This window comes from Pseudomonas sp. B329 (genome assembly GCF_023127835.1).
GTDB classification, from domain to species: domain Bacteria; phylum Pseudomonadota; class Gammaproteobacteria; order Pseudomonadales; family Pseudomonadaceae; genus Aquipseudomonas; species Aquipseudomonas synxantha_A.
In genome coordinates, this window is sequence record NZ_SPKP01000069.1 from 150712 (window position 1) to 165203 (window position 14492).

At 60.8% G+C, this 14492-nt stretch carries 12 protein-coding genes; 1 reads left to right on the forward strand and 11 read right to left on the reverse strand.

The window, feature by feature from the left end; all coding sequences use genetic code 11:
• Positions 1 to 122: 122 nt before the first annotated feature.
• Both dtd and pip read right to left on the reverse strand, forming a co-directional pair.
• A complete protein-coding gene (gene dtd / locus E4P00_RS28680; protein WP_005783971.1) occupies positions 123 to 560 on the reverse strand; it encodes a D-aminoacyl-tRNA deacylase in 438 nt (145 codons plus the stop codon).
• Positions 557 to 1528: a prolyl aminopeptidase gene (gene pip, locus E4P00_RS28685; RefSeq protein WP_005783969.1), complete on the reverse strand. Its 972-nt coding sequence runs from the start codon at positions 1526 to 1528 to the stop codon at positions 557 to 559. Before pip ends, dtd begins: the two co-directional genes overlap by 4 nt.
• Positions 1529 to 1818: 290 nt before the next feature.
• Between pip and E4P00_RS28690 the strand changes: the two genes are divergently transcribed.
• Entirely contained in the window at positions 1819 to 3204 is a 1386-nt protein-coding gene (locus tag E4P00_RS28690; RefSeq protein WP_158254342.1) for a M10 family metallopeptidase C-terminal domain-containing protein, read from the forward strand.
• A gap of 140 nt (positions 3205 to 3344) precedes the next feature.
• On the opposite strand, the gene hutG is transcribed toward E4P00_RS28690, so the two are convergent.
• The 9 genes from hutG to E4P00_RS28735 form a co-directional block, all read right to left on the reverse strand.
• Positions 3345 to 4145: an N-formylglutamate deformylase gene (gene hutG / locus E4P00_RS28695; RefSeq protein WP_078820075.1), complete on the reverse strand. Its 801-nt coding sequence runs from the start codon at positions 4143 to 4145 to the stop codon at positions 3345 to 3347.
• An 11-nt stretch (positions 4146 to 4156) separates the two neighbouring features.
• Positions 4157 to 5362, reverse strand: coding sequence for an imidazolonepropionase (hutI, locus tag E4P00_RS28700; protein ID WP_248133512.1), 1206 nt, complete (start codon positions 5360 to 5362; stop codon positions 4157 to 4159).
• A 15-nt stretch (positions 5363 to 5377) separates the two neighbouring features.
• Positions 5378 to 6787: an amino acid permease gene (locus E4P00_RS28705; protein ID WP_248133513.1), complete on the reverse strand. Its 1410-nt coding sequence runs from the start codon at positions 6785 to 6787 to the stop codon at positions 5378 to 5380.
• Between the two features lie 158 nt (positions 6788 to 6945).
• Complete coding sequence (gene hutH, locus E4P00_RS28710; protein ID WP_032878337.1) at positions 6946 to 8478, reverse strand: histidine ammonia-lyase; 1533 nt, start codon at positions 8476 to 8478, stop codon at positions 6946 to 6948.
• A 32-nt stretch (positions 8479 to 8510) separates the two neighbouring features.
• Positions 8511 to 10019 (reverse strand): histidine ammonia-lyase, encoded by a 1509-nt coding sequence (hutH, locus tag E4P00_RS28715; RefSeq protein ID WP_032878339.1) that lies wholly within the window; start codon positions 10017 to 10019, stop codon positions 8511 to 8513.
• Positions 10020 to 10140: 121 nt separating this feature from the next.
• Complete coding sequence (locus E4P00_RS28720; RefSeq protein WP_050549364.1) at positions 10141 to 10965, reverse strand: glycine betaine/L-proline ABC transporter ATP-binding protein; 825 nt, start codon at positions 10963 to 10965, stop codon at positions 10141 to 10143.
• Positions 10962 to 11813 carry a proline/glycine betaine ABC transporter permease gene (locus tag E4P00_RS28725; protein WP_032878340.1) on the reverse strand — a complete coding sequence of 284 codons (852 nt, stop codon included), beginning with the start codon at positions 11811 to 11813 and terminating at the stop codon, positions 10962 to 10964. The genes E4P00_RS28720 and E4P00_RS28725 overlap by 4 nt, the downstream gene beginning before the upstream one ends.
• A gap of 71 nt (positions 11814 to 11884) precedes the next feature.
• Positions 11885 to 12850, reverse strand: coding sequence for an ABC transporter substrate-binding protein (locus E4P00_RS28730; RefSeq protein WP_078820074.1), 966 nt, complete (start codon positions 12848 to 12850; stop codon positions 11885 to 11887).
• 69 nt (positions 12851 to 12919) lie between these two features.
• Entirely contained in the window at positions 12920 to 14365 is a 1446-nt protein-coding gene (locus E4P00_RS28735) for a cytosine permease (RefSeq protein ID WP_078820073.1), read from the reverse strand.
• Positions 14366 to 14492: the final 127 nt, after the last annotated feature.

Consider the following 14492-nt stretch of genomic DNA (forward strand, 5'->3'; position numbering starts at 1 on the left):
AAACAACGCTGATCCCCGTAGCGCGCGATTATCTAGTAGCCCGCGAGACAACGCATCAGGGACAGCGAAGTATTTGTAGCGAAAACCTGCGTTTTTAGGCATTAAAGTCGTTTTTCATACATTCATGTCTGTAAGAGAAAGGTCACAGGGCCATCATTGACCAAATGCACCTGCATATCAGCGCCAAAACGCCCTGACGCCACCTTGCCATGCAATTGTTGCGCTTGTAACAACAAGTGCTCAAAAAGCGCCGCTCCCAAGGCCGGAGGGGCAGCGGTGGAGAAGCTTGGCCGCAGCCCGCTCTTCGTGTCCGCCGCCAGGGTGAACTGCGACACCAGCAGCAACCCGCCGCCGATATCCTTGAGCGAGAGGTTCATCTTGCCCTCGGCGTCACTGAACACCCGGTAGTTAAGCAGCTTGTGCAGCAGTTTGTCGGCGCTCTCGGGCGTATCTGTAGGTTCGACGGCGACCAGCACCAGCAAACCTTGGTCAATCGCCCCCACGACCTCACCGGCTACTTCGACGCGGGCGCCACGCACCCGCTGCAACAGGCCCTTCATGCTTCTTCAGGCGGCAGATCAAGCAGGCGCCGTGCCATCTCGCCGGTGGCGCGCACCAGCGCGTCGGTGATGCCCGGCTCAGACGCGGCATGGCCAGCCTCGCGAATCACCTGCAATTCACTGTTGGGCCAGGCCTGATGCAGCTCCCAGGCGTTATCCAGCGGGCAGATCATGTCGTAGCGACCATGGATGATGATGCCCGGCAGATGGGCGATCTTGTGCATATCGCGAATCAGCTGGTTGGGCTCCAGGAAGGAGTTGTTGGTGAAGTAATGGCACTCGATACGCGCAATGGACAGCGCGCGTTGCGGTTCGGAAAAACGCTCCACATGCTGCGGGCTCGGGCACAGGCCGAGCATGCGCCCTTCCCAACCCGACCAGGCTTTGGCCGCATGCATCTGGGCGATCTGGTCGTTGCCGGTGAGGCGCTTGTGGTAGGCGGCAATCATGTCGTGGCGTTCTTCCACCGGGATTGGCGCCAGGTAGTCCTGCCAGTAGTCCGGGAAAAGACGGCTCGCGCCCTCTTGGTAGAACCAGTGAATATCCTGCGGGCGGGCCAGGAAGATGCCGCGCACAATCAGGCCAAGCACACGCTCTGGATGGGTTTGTGCGTAGGCCAGGGCCAGGGTTGAACCCCAGGAGCCGCCGAACAGCACCCATTTGTCGATGCCCAGGTGCTCGCGGATGCGCTCAAGGTCGGCGACCAGATCCCAGGTGGTGTTGTTCTCAAGGTTGGCGCGGGGGGTGGAGCGCCCGCAGCCACGCTGGTCGAAGGTGACGATGTGGTAGAGGTTCGGATCGAAATAGCAGCGGCTCTGGGCGTCGCAACCGGCACCTGGCCCCCCGTGGATGAACACGACGGGCAAGCCCTCGGGAGAGCCACTTTCATCGACATACAGCGTGTGGGTGTCATCGACTGCCAGATCATGCCGGGCGTAGGGTTTGATCTGCGGGTACCAAGTCTGCATTGCGCGCTCCGTAGGGTGTCGGGTTCATCCCTGGGGGGACGTCTATTATTTTGCCGTCTCGCATCATAAACCCGAATTGTGCAATGAGCATGTCATTGAGCGCTTAGACCTGTGTCAGCCCTTCGCTGCTCAGGTAATGCAGCACGTTATCGTCGAGTTGCTGCAATTGCGTCACTGCCCTTTCCTACAAATCAGCGAGCAAGACATCTCACTACTGCGGAAAACTCTTAATTGCGACTGGATTCGACATCGCCAAGCTCAGAGCTCGCCAACTTTGAATAGAGAATCCCATGTCGATCAGCAGACTTCCCCCGCAAGGAAGTGCCACATATCAACAAGTTGAACAGTTCAGGCGTCGTGATGATCGTGGCGGGCACATCGAAATCAACGGCCTGAAGTCCAAGACCGCAGAGGAAGCCACTGCGCGACTGATAAGCCCGAATCCGATCTGGAAGGATAAGAACGGCGATGGCGTCATCACCATCACCTATTCATTTACCCCCGGCTCCGATAAACCTGAAGGGCAACATGACAGTTACCAAGGCGTGACTGATGTGTCCGAAGCAAACAAAGCCAAAACCCGCGAGGCACTCAAGCTCTGGGAAGATGTGACAAACGTGAAATTTGTAGAAGGGCCGAGAAATGAACAAAGCGAAGGTCATATCAACTTCGGCAACTTCAAAACCAGACTGAATGACAAAGGTCAGTACACCCCTTTCAACCCCCACGCCTTGCCGCCGACGAAAGACAGGCTAACGGCGCATGTATGGACCACAGAAAAAGAAAGTGCAGGCCCGAGCGGCATGACGACTCTGATCCATGAAGTCGGCCACACGCTTGGCTTGAAGCATCCAGGAGGCAACTACGGAACAAAATATGAACAGCAAAAACTCGGTTATGTGGAAGATTCCCGTTCCCACACCATTATGAGCAAATACCAGCATGGCTCGGTTGCGAAGTCCCCCCTACAGGATGACATCACCGCCATACAGACCCGGTACGGTGTGAACCACAATACTCGCAAAGAGGACACCGTCTACGGCTTCAACTCCAACGCCAACCGAAACTTCCTCAAGCTCAAGTCCGACAAGGATGAGCTCAGAGGTACCCTTTGGGATAGCGGCGGCAACGACACACTGGATTTATCCGGCTATCAGAAAAACCAAAAGATCAACCTGACGCCTGGCACCTTCACCAATGCCAATGGCCGCGATCGAAACCTCTCTATTGCCCGGGGCGTCATCATCGAAAACGCGATTGGTGGCAAAGGCAATGACCTGATAATCGGTAACGACGCCGACAACATACTCAAGGGTGGTGATGGCGACGACATTATTGATGGTGGCAGAGGCGCGGATAAACTGTGGGGCGGAAAAGGTGCCGACACCTATGTTTATGGTAGTTGGACTGAATCGAACAGCGTGGATGGAACCGACGAAATCATGGATTTTGAAAGCGGCAAGGACAAGGTCGATGTGTCGGGCATACGCAGTAAAATCGGAGACGCCCCATTGCGATTTGTCGATGGCAAATCGGCGCAGATGCAAAAAGGCGACGCCTCCATATCCTACGACCCACACAAGAACATCAGCACACTGCGGGTCTTCGATGGCCAAGGTCAGCCACTGGAGGTGAAGGTGCACGGCGACCTGAAACAAAGCGATATTGTCCAGTGACGGTCAAACGCGCGTGCAACTCTTAGCAACACCGCCCGCCTCCTCAGCGCTGCTGTCGATTCCTGGCCGAGCCACCGATCACAGCGGTCATCCACAGGCCGGCAACGATCAGCAGGCGCGACTGGCTTGCGGTGGCGATTTCAGCCGTACTGCTTTTTCCCCCAGGCCAAACAACCTTGCAACAACTGCTTCAATACCTCCCGCGTCGGCTCAGCCAAATCCGCCCGATACCGAAACGGCTCAACCTCTTCCATATACGTGCATTGCCCCAACTCCAACTGCACCGCATGAACATCCTGCGCGGGATTGCCGTAGTGACGGGTGATATGCCCGCCCTTGAAGCGCCCGTTCAACACATGGCTGTACTGCGGATGCCCGGCGCAGATGGCTTCCAGTTGGCTGGCCAACTCGGGATCACAGGCAGCGCCGTTGAAGGTGCCGAGGTTGAAGTCCGGCAGCTTGCCGTCGAACAGGTGCGGGATCACCGAGCGGATCGAGTGCGCATCGAACAGCAACGCGTAGCCGAATTCGGCCTTGAGCCGTGCCAGTTCCTCCTGCAGCGTGCGGTGATATGGGCCCCAAATTTTCTGCAAGTAACTGGCGCGCTCGGTCTCGTTCGGCTCCAGCCCCTCGCGGAACAAGGGCACACCATCGAACAGCGTCTCCGGGTACAGGCCAGTGGTAGCGCCGGCATAGAGCGGCTTGTTGTCGGAAGGCCGGTTCAAGTCGATGACAAACCGCGAGTACTCCGCCGCCAGGGTGCTGGCGCCCAGTTCTTCGGCAAAGTCATACAGCAGCGGAATATGCCAGTCGGTGTCCGGCAGGCTTTGCGCTTGGGGAATCAACCCGGCCTCGACCGCAGGCGTCAGGCGCACGCCGGCGTGGGGCATGCTGATCAGCAGCGGTACGCGGCCTTGTTTGAATGTCAGAACCTTATCCACAACACCACTCCTTACACAGTGACGTCGGCGCCGTGGCGCACAACGCGTTTATCCAGCTCGCCGCCCAGCCAGTAGGCCAGGTCAGCGGGGCGATCAATCTGCCAGGCGACAAAGTCAGCGACCTTGCCCGCTTCCAGGGAGCCATGGGTGTCGCCCATGCCCAACGCGGTGGCGGCGTGTTGCGTGGCACCGGCCAAGGCTTCTTCGGGAGTCATGCGGAACAGGGTGCAGGCCATGTTCAGCATCAGACGCACCGACAACGCAGGGGAAGTGCCGGGGTTGAGGTCGCTGGCGATGGCGATCTTCACGCCGTGCTTGCGCAGGGCCTCCATGGGCGGCAACTGGGTTTCGCGCAGGAAGTAAAAAGCGCCCGGCAGCAACACGCCGACCGTGCCGGCAGCGGCCATGGCGATGGCATCTTCTTCAGTCATGAACTCAAGATGGTCGGCCGACAACGCGTGATAGCGCGCCGCCAGGCTGGAACCGTGCAGCGATGAGAGTTGCTCGGCGTGCAGCTTTACCGGCAAGCCAAGCTGGTGGGCAACCTTGAACACGCGCTCGACCTGTTCGGGGGAAAACGCCAGGTATTCACAGAAGGCATCCACCGCATCCACCAGGCCCTCTGCGGCCAGCGCCGGCAGCATCTCATTGCAGATGTGCTCAATGTAGTCATCGGCGCGGTCCTTGTACTCCGGCGGCAGCGCGTGAGCGGCCAGGCACGTGGCGCGCACGCTGACCGGCAGCGCTTCACCCAGGCGCCGGGCCACGCGCAGCATCTTGCGCTCGTTGGGTAGATCCAGGCCGTAGCCGGACTTGATCTCCACGGTAGTCACGCCGTCACGCAAAAGGCTGCGCAGACGTTTTTCAGCGCTCAGGAACAATTGATCTTCCGTGGCTGCACGCGTGGCACGCACGGTACTGGCAATCCCGCCGCCCTTGGCCGCGATCTCGGCGTAGCTGACGCCTTCGAGGCGCTGCTCGAATTCGCCGCTGCGATTGCCACCAAACACGGTATGGGTGTGGCAGTCGATCAGCCCGGGGGTGACCCACGCGCCTTGCAGGTCATGCACCTGGGCGTAATCGGCCGTAGGTGCCTGGCTGCGCGGGCCGATCCACTCGATCAGCGAGCCCGCTGTCACCATGGCGGCATCCTCGATAATCGAGTATTTGCCTTGGGCCATGGTTGCGACGTGGCAGTGTTGCCAAAGGGTTTTCATCAACGCCTCCCTAAGTTATCGATGAGACAAAGCCTGTTCGTAATGGACCTTGACCGCTTGCCCGGCAGCGGGCTTGACCCACAGCAGGTACGCGACGATCAGCAGCACGATCCACACAGCGCCGACCATCAAGGCCGCCTGGGTGTCCGGGAAGTAACCGAGCACACCAAACACAAACAGCATGAACACAATGGCCGCTGCCGGCGCATAGGGCCAGAACGGCACCGGGAATTTCAGTTCGGCGACCTGCTCCCTGGTCATCGAGCGACGCATGGCGACCTGGGTAAACAGGATCATCAGCCAGACCCACACGGTGGCAAAGGTGGCGATCGAAGCGATCAGCAGGAAGACGTTTTCCGGGATCAGGTAGTTGAGCACCACGCCGCCGAGCAACGCGGCGCCCATCACCACCACGGTCATCCACGGCACGCCTTGTTTGGACAACTGCGCAAAGCCCTTGGGCGCCTGACCTTGCTGGGCCAGGCCGTACATCATGCGACCGGCGCCGAAGATGTCGCTGTTGATGGCCGAGACCGCCGCCGAGATCACCACGATATTGAGAATGGTCGCCGCCGAGCCTATCCCCAGGTTACTGAAGATCTGCACGAACGGGCTGCCCTGGCTGCCAATTTGCGGCCACGGGTAGATCGCCATCAGCACGAACAGGGTCAGCACGTAGAACAACAGGATACGCAGCGGTACCGCGTTGATCGCCTTGGGGATCACTCGCTGCGGGTCCTTGGCTTCACCGGCAGTGATGCCGATGATTTCGATACCGCCGAACGCAAACATCACCACCGCAAACGAGGCGATCAAGCCACCAATGCCGTTGGGCATGAAGCCGCCGTGCGCCCACAGGTTGCTCAGGCCGCTAGCCTGGGTTTCACCCGCCGAGTGAATGCCGAACAGCATGATGCCGAAACCGCCGAGGATCATCGCCACGATGGCGCCGACCTTGAGCAACGACAGCCAGAACTCCATTTCGCCAAAGACCTTGACGTTGCACAGGTTCAGGCCGCCGATCAAAAACACGATGCCCAGCACCCAGACCCAACGGGCTACCTCGGGAAACCAGAAGCCCATGTAGATGCCGAACGCGGTGACGTCGGCCAGGCAGACGATGATCATTTCAAAGGCGTAGGTCCAGCCGAGGATAAACCCCGCCATGGGCCCCAGGTAAGTGCTGGCGTAGTGGCCGAACGAGCCGGACACCGGGTTGTGCACGGCCATTTCACCGAGGGCGCGCATCACCATGAACACGGCGGCGCCGCCGATGAGGTAAGCCAGCAGTACGGCGGGGCCGGCCATCTGGATAGCGGAGGCAGAACCATAGAACAGCCCGGTGCCGATCGCGGAACCGAGTGCCATGAAGCGAATATGTCGGGCGTTGAGCCCGCGTTTCAAACCTTTTTCTGGCTGGTGCATTTCTCTTCCCTATTATTCTTATCCCGAGAAAATCTGAATCTGGCGAAAATCAATGTGGGAGCTGGCTTGCCTGCGATGGCGGACTTCCAGCCAGCCCATCTGGCGCAGACACACCGCTATCGCAGGCAAGCCAGCTCCCACATTGGGTACCGGTGAGCTTAAAGGCTCGGCAGCAACTTGGCCGGTACCAGCTCATTCAGGCAGCGGGTGGCGAGCAGTTCGCTGGCGGCGTTGATGTCTGGGGCGAAGAAGCGATCCTTGTCATAGAACGCCACCTTATCGCGCAGGATGCCGCGGGCTTTTTCAAGTTTCGGCGAGGTCTTCAGGCCGTCGCGCAAATCCAGGCCCTGGCACGCTGCCAGCCATTCCACCGCGAGGATGCCACGGGTGTTCTCGGCCATTTCCCACAGACGCTTGCCCGCAGCCGGGGCCATGGACACGTGGTCTTCCTGGTTCGCCGAGGTCGGCAGGCTGTCGACGCTATGGGGATGGGCCAGCGCCTTGTTCTCGCTGGCGAGCGCAGCAGCCGTCACCTGGGCAATCATGAAGCCGGAGTTCACCCCGCCATTGCCCACCAAAAACGGTGGCAGTTGCGACATGTGCTTGTCCATCATCAACGAGATGCGTCGCTCGCTCAGGGAGCCGATTTCGGCAATCGCCAGGGCCATGTTATCGGCGGCCATGGCCACCGGTTCGGCGTGGAAGTTGCCACCGGAAATCACATCGCCTTCGGCGGCAAATACCAGTGGGTTATCCGACACCGCGTTGGCTTCCACCACCAGCACTTCGGCAGCCTGGCGGAACTGGGTCAGGCAGGCGCCCATGACCTGTGGCTGGCAACGCAGGGAGTAAGGGTCTTGCACTTTGTCGCAGTTCTGGTGCGACTGCGAGACCTGGCTGCTTTCGCCCAGCAGGTCACGATAGGCCGCAGCCGCATCGACCTGCCCACGCTGGCCACGCGCCGCATGAATACGCGCATCGAACGGCGAGCGCGAACCCAGTACGGCTTCTACGGTGAGGCCGCCGCAGGCAAGGGCGCCGGCGAACAGGTCTTCACCTTCGAACAGGCCGCGCAATGCATAAGCGGTGGACACCTGGGTACCGTTGAGCAGGGCCAGGCCCTCTTTGGCGGCCAGGGTCAGCGGTGTGAGGCCAGCCACTTTCAGCGCTGCGGTCGCGTCCAGCCATTCGCCTTTGTAGCGCGCCTTGCCTTCGCCGAGCAGCACCAGGGACATATGCGCCAATGGCGCCAGGTCACCGGATGCACCGACCGAACCCTTGAGCGGAATGTGCGGGTACACCTGGGCGTTGATCAGCGCAATCAGCGCGTCGATCACCTGGCGACGGATCCCGGAGAAACCACGGCTCAGGCTGTTGACCTTGAGCACCATGACCAGCCGCACCAGCGCATCGCTGATCGGCTCACCGACGCCGGCAGCATGGGACAGCACCAGTGAACGCTGGAGGTTTTCCAGGTCTTCGCTGGCGATACGGGTCGAGGCCAGCAGGCCAAAACCGGTGTTGATGCCATAGGCGGTGCGGTTCTCGGCGAGGATCTGCTCCACGCAGGCAACGCTGGCTTCGATCTGGGCCGAGGCGCTGTCATCCAGGCTGAGGGTTACCGGCTGCTGGTAGATGGCACGCAGTTGGGCGAGGCTCAGTTGGCCTGGAATCAGGTTTAGCGCAGTCACATTCGTTCTCCTTGTGAATTATTCTTAAGTGTTCAGTGCAAATTCGGTAACGCAGTGTCTTTAAGCAACTGGGCAGCGGCGGCAATATCCGGCGCCAGCCAGCGGTCCTGCTCGTAAGCGGGGACCACTTCGCGCAGCAAGCGCCAGGCGTGGTCGGTACCGGCGCCCAAGCGCTGGTCCTTGAGGAACTCGAACGCCTGGGCCGCCAGCAAGTATTCGATGGCAAGAATCTGGGTGACGTTGGCCAATACCTGGTGCAGCTTGAGCGCGGCGTTGGTGCCCATGCTCAGGTGGTCTTCCTGCAGGCCCGAGGTGACGAAGTTGTCGAGCACCGCCGGTTGCGCCAACTGGCGGTTTTGCCCGCACAAGGACGCGGCGACGTACTGCACGATCATCATCCCGGAGTTGACCCCGGGGTTGCTGACCAGAAAGGCCGGCAAGCCGCTGACGTGCGGATTGATCAGGCGATCCAGGCGGCGCTCGGCCACCGAGCCGATTTCGGCCATGGCGATGGCGAGCATGTCGGCCGCCAGCGCCACGGACTGGCCGTGGGGGTTGGCCTGGGACACCACGCGGTAGCTGACCGGCGTGCCGAGCACCAAAGGGTTGTCGGTGGCGCTGTTGAGTTCGGTCTCGATCTGGCGCGTGGCGTGCTCCACCTGATCGCGGGCCGCGCCGTGGATCTGCGGGATCGAGCGAATGCTCAAGGCGTCCTGGGTGCGGATACCTTTGCTGCTGGCGATCACCTCACTGCCGTCGAGCAACGCACGCAGGTTGCTGCCCACTTGCTGCATACCCGGGTGCGGCTTGAGGGCGATGATTTCTTCGTCGAAGGCATCGATCTGGCCGCGCTGGGCTTCGAAACTCATGGCGCCGATCACGTCGGCCCATTGCAACAGGTGGTGCGCGTCGGCCAGGGCCAGGCAACTCAGGCCGGTCATGCACGGCGTGCCGTTGACCAGGCACAGGCCATCCTTGGCACCGAGTACCACCGGCTGCAAGCCTTCAGCCTGCAACGCGTATTGCGCCGTGACGATCCGGCCGCGGTAACTCACATTGCCGATGCCGAGCAAGGCCACACCGACATGGGCCATGTGGGTCAAATACCCCACCGAACCCTGGGATGGCACTTGCGGCGTGATGCCGTGATTGAGCAGCGCCAGCAACGCGTGCACCACCTGCGGGTGCAGGCCGGATTTACCGTGGCTGTAGTTGATGATTGCCGCGCACATGATCGCGCGGGTCTGCTCGTCGCTGAGCACCGGGCCGACGCCGCAGGCATGGCTGAGCAGCGTATTGCGCGACAGTTGGCTCAGTTGCCCGCCCTCAAGCGACACATTGCACAACGCGCCCAGGCCGGTGTTCACGCCATAGGCGCGCTCGCCGCTGGCGACGATGCGCTGCACGATGGCCTGGGCATTGTCGATGCGCGCCCAGGCGTGGCCCGAGAGTTCGAGCACTGCGCCGTGGCGAGCAACGGCGGCGACGTCCTGCCAGCGCATCGGGGCGTCGGCGATGATGATTTTGGTTGCCTGGGACATCGTTGACCTCTTCATATTCTCTAAACCTTTGGCGGCCTCATCGCGGGCAAGCCCGGCTCCCACATTTGAACTGTGTGAACCCAATCAAATGTGGGAGCTGGCTTGCCTGCGATGGCGTCCGTCAGACCACCGCCGCCCGCCGCTGAACAAACCGGTCCACATACTCGTCCGCCGGCGAATGCAAAATCTCCCGCGGCGTGCCGACCTGGATCAACTTGCCGTCCTTGAGGATCGCAATGCGATTACCAATGCGCACGGCTTCGTCGAGGTCATGGGTGATAAACACGATGGTCTTGTGCAGGGTCTTTTGCAGCTCGAGCAACTGGTCCTGCATTTCGGCGCGGATCAGCGGGTCGAGGGCGCTGAAGGCTTCGTCCATCAGGATGATGTCGGTGTCTGCGGCCAAGGCGCGGGCCAGGCCCACACGCTGGCGCATACCGCCGGAAAGCTGGTGTGGGTATTTGCTTTCGTAGCCCTTGAGCCCCACGGTTTCGATCCAGTGCAGGGCGCGCTCAGCGCATACCTGCTTGGTTTCACCGCGCACTTTGAGGCCGTAGGCGACGTTGTCGAGCACGCTCTTGTGGGGCAACAGGCCGAAGCTCTGGAACACCATGCTGATCTTGTGGCGACGGAATTGGCGCAGGGCTTCCATGTCCAGTTGCAGGATGTCTTCGCCGTCCACCAGGATCGCGCCGCTGGTGGGATCGATCAGGCGGTTGAAGTGGCGCACCAGGGTGGACTTGCCGGAACCTGACAGGCCCATGATCACGAAGATCTCACCCGTGCCGATGCTCAGGGACAGATCGTTCACGCCGACCACGCAGCCGGTCTCGGCCAGTACCTGATCCTTGGTCTTGCCCTGGCCGACCATCGCCAGGGCATCCTTGGAACGGGCGCCAAAGATCTTGAAGACGTTCTTTACTTCGATTTTGCTGACAGTCGTCATTTGCTCGCCTCATGCCGTGGGCGGCCATAAGCCTGGGTAATGCGGTCGATGACCACTGCGAGAATCACGATCGCCAGCCCGGCTTCCAGGCCACGGCCGACGTTGAGGGTCTGGATGCCGACGAGCACGTCTTCACCCAAGCCGCGGGCGCCGATCATCGAGGCAATTACCACCATCGACAGCGCCATCATGGTGGTCTGGTTGATCCCGGCCATGATGCTCGGCAGCGCCAGCGGCAGTTGCACGCCGAACAGTTGCTGCCAGCGGTTGGCGCCAAAGGCGTTGATGGCTTCCATGACCTCGCCATCGACCTGGCGAATGCCCAGGTCCGTCAGGCGAATCAGCGGCGGCGCGGCGTAGATCACCGTGGCGAAAATCGCCGGCACCTTGCCCAAGCCGAACAACATCAGCACCGGGATCAGGTACACGAAGCTGGGCATGGTCTGCATGATGTCCAGCAGCGGCATCAGCACCGAACGCAGGCGATTGCTGCGCGCCGACAGGATGCCCAGGGGAATGCCGATCAGCACCGAGATCACCGTGGCGACCATCATCAGTGCCAGGGTTTGCATCAGCTTGTCCCACAGGCCAACGGCACCCACCAGGAACAGCAAACCGACGATCACCGCCGTGGTCACCAGCTTGCGCGTGGCGTGCCAGGCGATGCCCCCGACAATGGCCAGCATCAGCCACCAGGGCGCCATGCGCAGCAGGCCTTCCAGGTTGACGATGGCCCATAGCAGGGTGTCGGAGATGTGCCGGAACACATCGCCGTAGTTGGTGACCAGCGAGTCCACCCAACCGTTGACCCAGTCGGCGATGGAAAACGTAAAACTCTCAGGAAACATATCGTGCTCTCGATCCAGTGGGTTGTGGCCAGCCGCCCGGCCACCCCTGAGGGTAGCCGTGCACACTTGACCTACAAGGCCGCTTCGATTTTCTTGGCTGCGTCGTCGCTCACCCAGGCGTGCCAGACTTCAGGATGTTCCTTGAGGAAAATTTTCGCCAGTTTCGGCGACTCGATTCGCTCCTTGGCCATGCGGCCGAGGTTCTGGTTGAGCAGGTCGATGGGCAGGTTGACCTTTTCCAGCACGGCCACCAGTTCTGGCGCTTGTTCGTGGAAGGTCTTGGACAGGCCGACCTTGATGCTTACGCTCTTATCCACGCCGGGCTTTTCTTCCAGCTTGACCAGGTCGACCTGGCCCATCAGCGGTGTCGGTGACCAGTAGTAGAACAGGATCGGTTCGCCGCGCTTGTAGCTCGACAGCACCGCCGCATCCAGCGCCGGGCCGGTGCCTGGGCGGAAGTTGGTGTAGGTGCTTTCCAGGCCGTAGCTCTTGAGCATTTCGCTGTTGTCCAGCTCACAGGTCCAGCCGGCCGGGCAGTTGTAGAAACGGCCCTTGGAGGGCTCTTCCTGGTCCTTGAACACCGAGGCGTATTTGGCCAGGTCGGCGATGTTTTTCAGGTCCGGGGCCTTGGCTTCCAGCTTGCGCTTGGCGTCGCCCTCGATCACATAACGCGGCACGTACCAGCCTTCCACCGCGCCGACCACCGGGGCACCTACGCCGACGACTTTGCCGGCCTTTTCGGCCTTGTTCCAGACCTCGCTGCGGCCCACCCACTCTTCGGCGAACACCTGAATATCGTTGCTGCTCAAGGCGTTTTCCATGGTGATGGAATTGCCTGGCAGGCTGTCGGTTTTGCAGTCGTAGCCTTTTTCCAGCACGGTTTGCAGGATGTCGGTGAGCAACATGCCGCTTTCCCAATTCAGGCCGGCGAATTTCACCGGTTTGCCGGATTCGCACCAGCCGGCCGCCTGGGCGCCGGCACTCGCCAGCAAGCCCGCAGAGAGCAACGTAGTCAGCAGGGTCTTATGCATTTTCATTGTTGTGACGCTCCCAATCATGAAATGGATTACGGCAGTCAAAAGGCGTCCTGCCTTGTCCACGTCCCATCAGGCTTGTGCAGCCAGCCCGTCTGTTGTGGGTAAAGCGCCCTGCTCTTTTGGCAGGATCAGGTGATCGGGTACCGTGCCGTGCCATTTTTTCGCACACACGTAATAGAGGGCCGCGGGCAGCACCAGGCCGATGATCCAGGAAATATCCACGTCACCCAGCGCGGCCACCAAAGGGCCGGTGTAGAACTTGGTCGAGATGAACGGCAACTGCACCAGCACGCCGAAGACATAGACACTGATACCCAAGAGGTTCCAGCGGCCATAGCGACCGTTCGGGTCGGCCAGTGCCGGCACGTCATAGCGCTCGCGGGTGATGCAGTAGTAATCCACCAGGTTGATCGCGCTCCAGGGCGTGAAAAACGCCAGCAGGAACAGGATGAACGACTTGAATGCACCGAGAAACGAGTGCTGGCCGAGCAAGGCGATCAGGGTTGCCGTACCGACGATGGCGAGCACGAACACCAGGCGTTGCAGACGCGTAACCTCCAGGCGGCCACGGAAACCGCTGATAATGGTCGCGATGCACATGAAGCTGCCGTAGGAGTTGAGCGTGGAGATGGTGACCTTGCCGAACGCGATGCTGAAGTACAGCAGTGCAGCGGTGGCCCCCGTGCCGCTCAAGCCAACGATGTAGGCCACTTCATGCCCGGCAAATTGGCCGTTGGACATGGCCGCGGCGAACACGCCGAGCACCATTGCCACCTGCGCGCCGATGACCGAACCCGCGCCGGCGGCGAGAAAGGTTTTCACTGACGACGTGTTGCTCGGCAGATAACGCGAATAGTCCGCCACGTAGGGGCCGAAAGCGATCTGCCAGGAGGCCGCAAGCGACACGGCCAACAGAAAGCTGCTCCAGCTGAAGTGGCGGATTTGCAGGAGCGCGCCAACGTCGGTCTGGCTCATCAGGCGACTGAACAGATATACAAAGGCAATCACACCGATGATGCTGGCGACACGGCCGATGAAGTGGATCACCCGGTAACCCAGTACGGTGACCAGCACGATGACACTGGCGAAAATCAGAATACCTACGCTGTCGCTGACTCCGAACAATTGGCCCAGCGCCTGACCCGACAGCACGGTGCCGGTCGCGGTGAAACCCACGTACATCAAGCACACCAGCACGATCGGGATAGCCGCGCCATACACGCCGAACTGCACCCGGCTGGAGATCATCTGCGGCAAGCCGAGCTTGGGGCCTTGCGCCGCGTGCAGCGCCATGACGCCGCCGCCGATCAGTTGACCGATGAGCAGGCCGATCAACGACCAGAACACATCACCACCCAGCACCACGGCCAGGGCCCCGGTGACAATCGCGGTGATCTGCAGGTTGGCACCCATCCATAGGGTGAACTGGCTCAATAGACGACCGTGTCTTTCCGCTTCCGGGATGTAGTCGATCGAACGCCTTTCGATCAACGGGGTGGTGTCGTTTGCAGCCATGTTGTTCAACCTCTGATGGATTGTCTTGGGGTTGCCGCCGATCCAATGTGGGAGGGGGCTTGCCCCCGATTGCGGTGTATCAGCCAACAGATCAGGTGACTGACCCGCCGCTATCGGGGGCAAGCCC

What these genes read in the sequence shown, in the direction of transcription:
- dtd (WP_005783971.1), bottom strand. Translation starts at nt 560, where the DNA reads ATGAAGGGCCTGTTGCAGCGGGTGCGTGGCGCCCGCGTCGAAGTAGCC.
- pip (WP_005783969.1), bottom strand. Translation starts at nt 1,528, where the DNA reads ATGCAGACTTGGTACCCGCAGATCAAACCCTACGCCCGGCATGATCTG.
- E4P00_RS28690 (WP_158254342.1), top strand. Translation starts at nt 1,819, where the DNA reads ATGTCGATCAGCAGACTTCCCCCGCAAGGAAGTGCCACATATCAACAA.
- hutI (WP_248133512.1), bottom strand. Translation starts at nt 5,362, where the DNA reads ATGAAAACCCTTTGGCAACACTGCCACGTCGCAACCATGGCCCAAGGC.
- E4P00_RS28705 (WP_248133513.1), bottom strand. Translation starts at nt 6,787, where the DNA reads ATGCACCAGCCAGAAAAAGGTTTGAAACGCGGGCTCAACGCCCGACAT.
- hutH (WP_032878339.1), bottom strand. Translation starts at nt 10,019, where the DNA reads ATGTCCCAGGCAACCAAAATCATCATCGCCGACGCCCCGATGCGCTGG.
- E4P00_RS28720 (WP_050549364.1), bottom strand. Translation starts at nt 10,965, where the DNA reads ATGACGACTGTCAGCAAAATCGAAGTAAAGAACGTCTTCAAGATCTTT.
- E4P00_RS28725 (WP_032878340.1), bottom strand. Translation starts at nt 11,813, where the DNA reads ATGTTTCCTGAGAGTTTTACGTTTTCCATCGCCGACTGGGTCAACGGT.
- E4P00_RS28730 (WP_078820074.1), bottom strand. Translation starts at nt 12,850, where the DNA reads ATGAAAATGCATAAGACCCTGCTGACTACGTTGCTCTCTGCGGGCTTG.
- E4P00_RS28735 (WP_078820073.1), bottom strand. Translation starts at nt 14,365, where the DNA reads ATGGCTGCAAACGACACCACCCCGTTGATCGAAAGGCGTTCGATCGAC.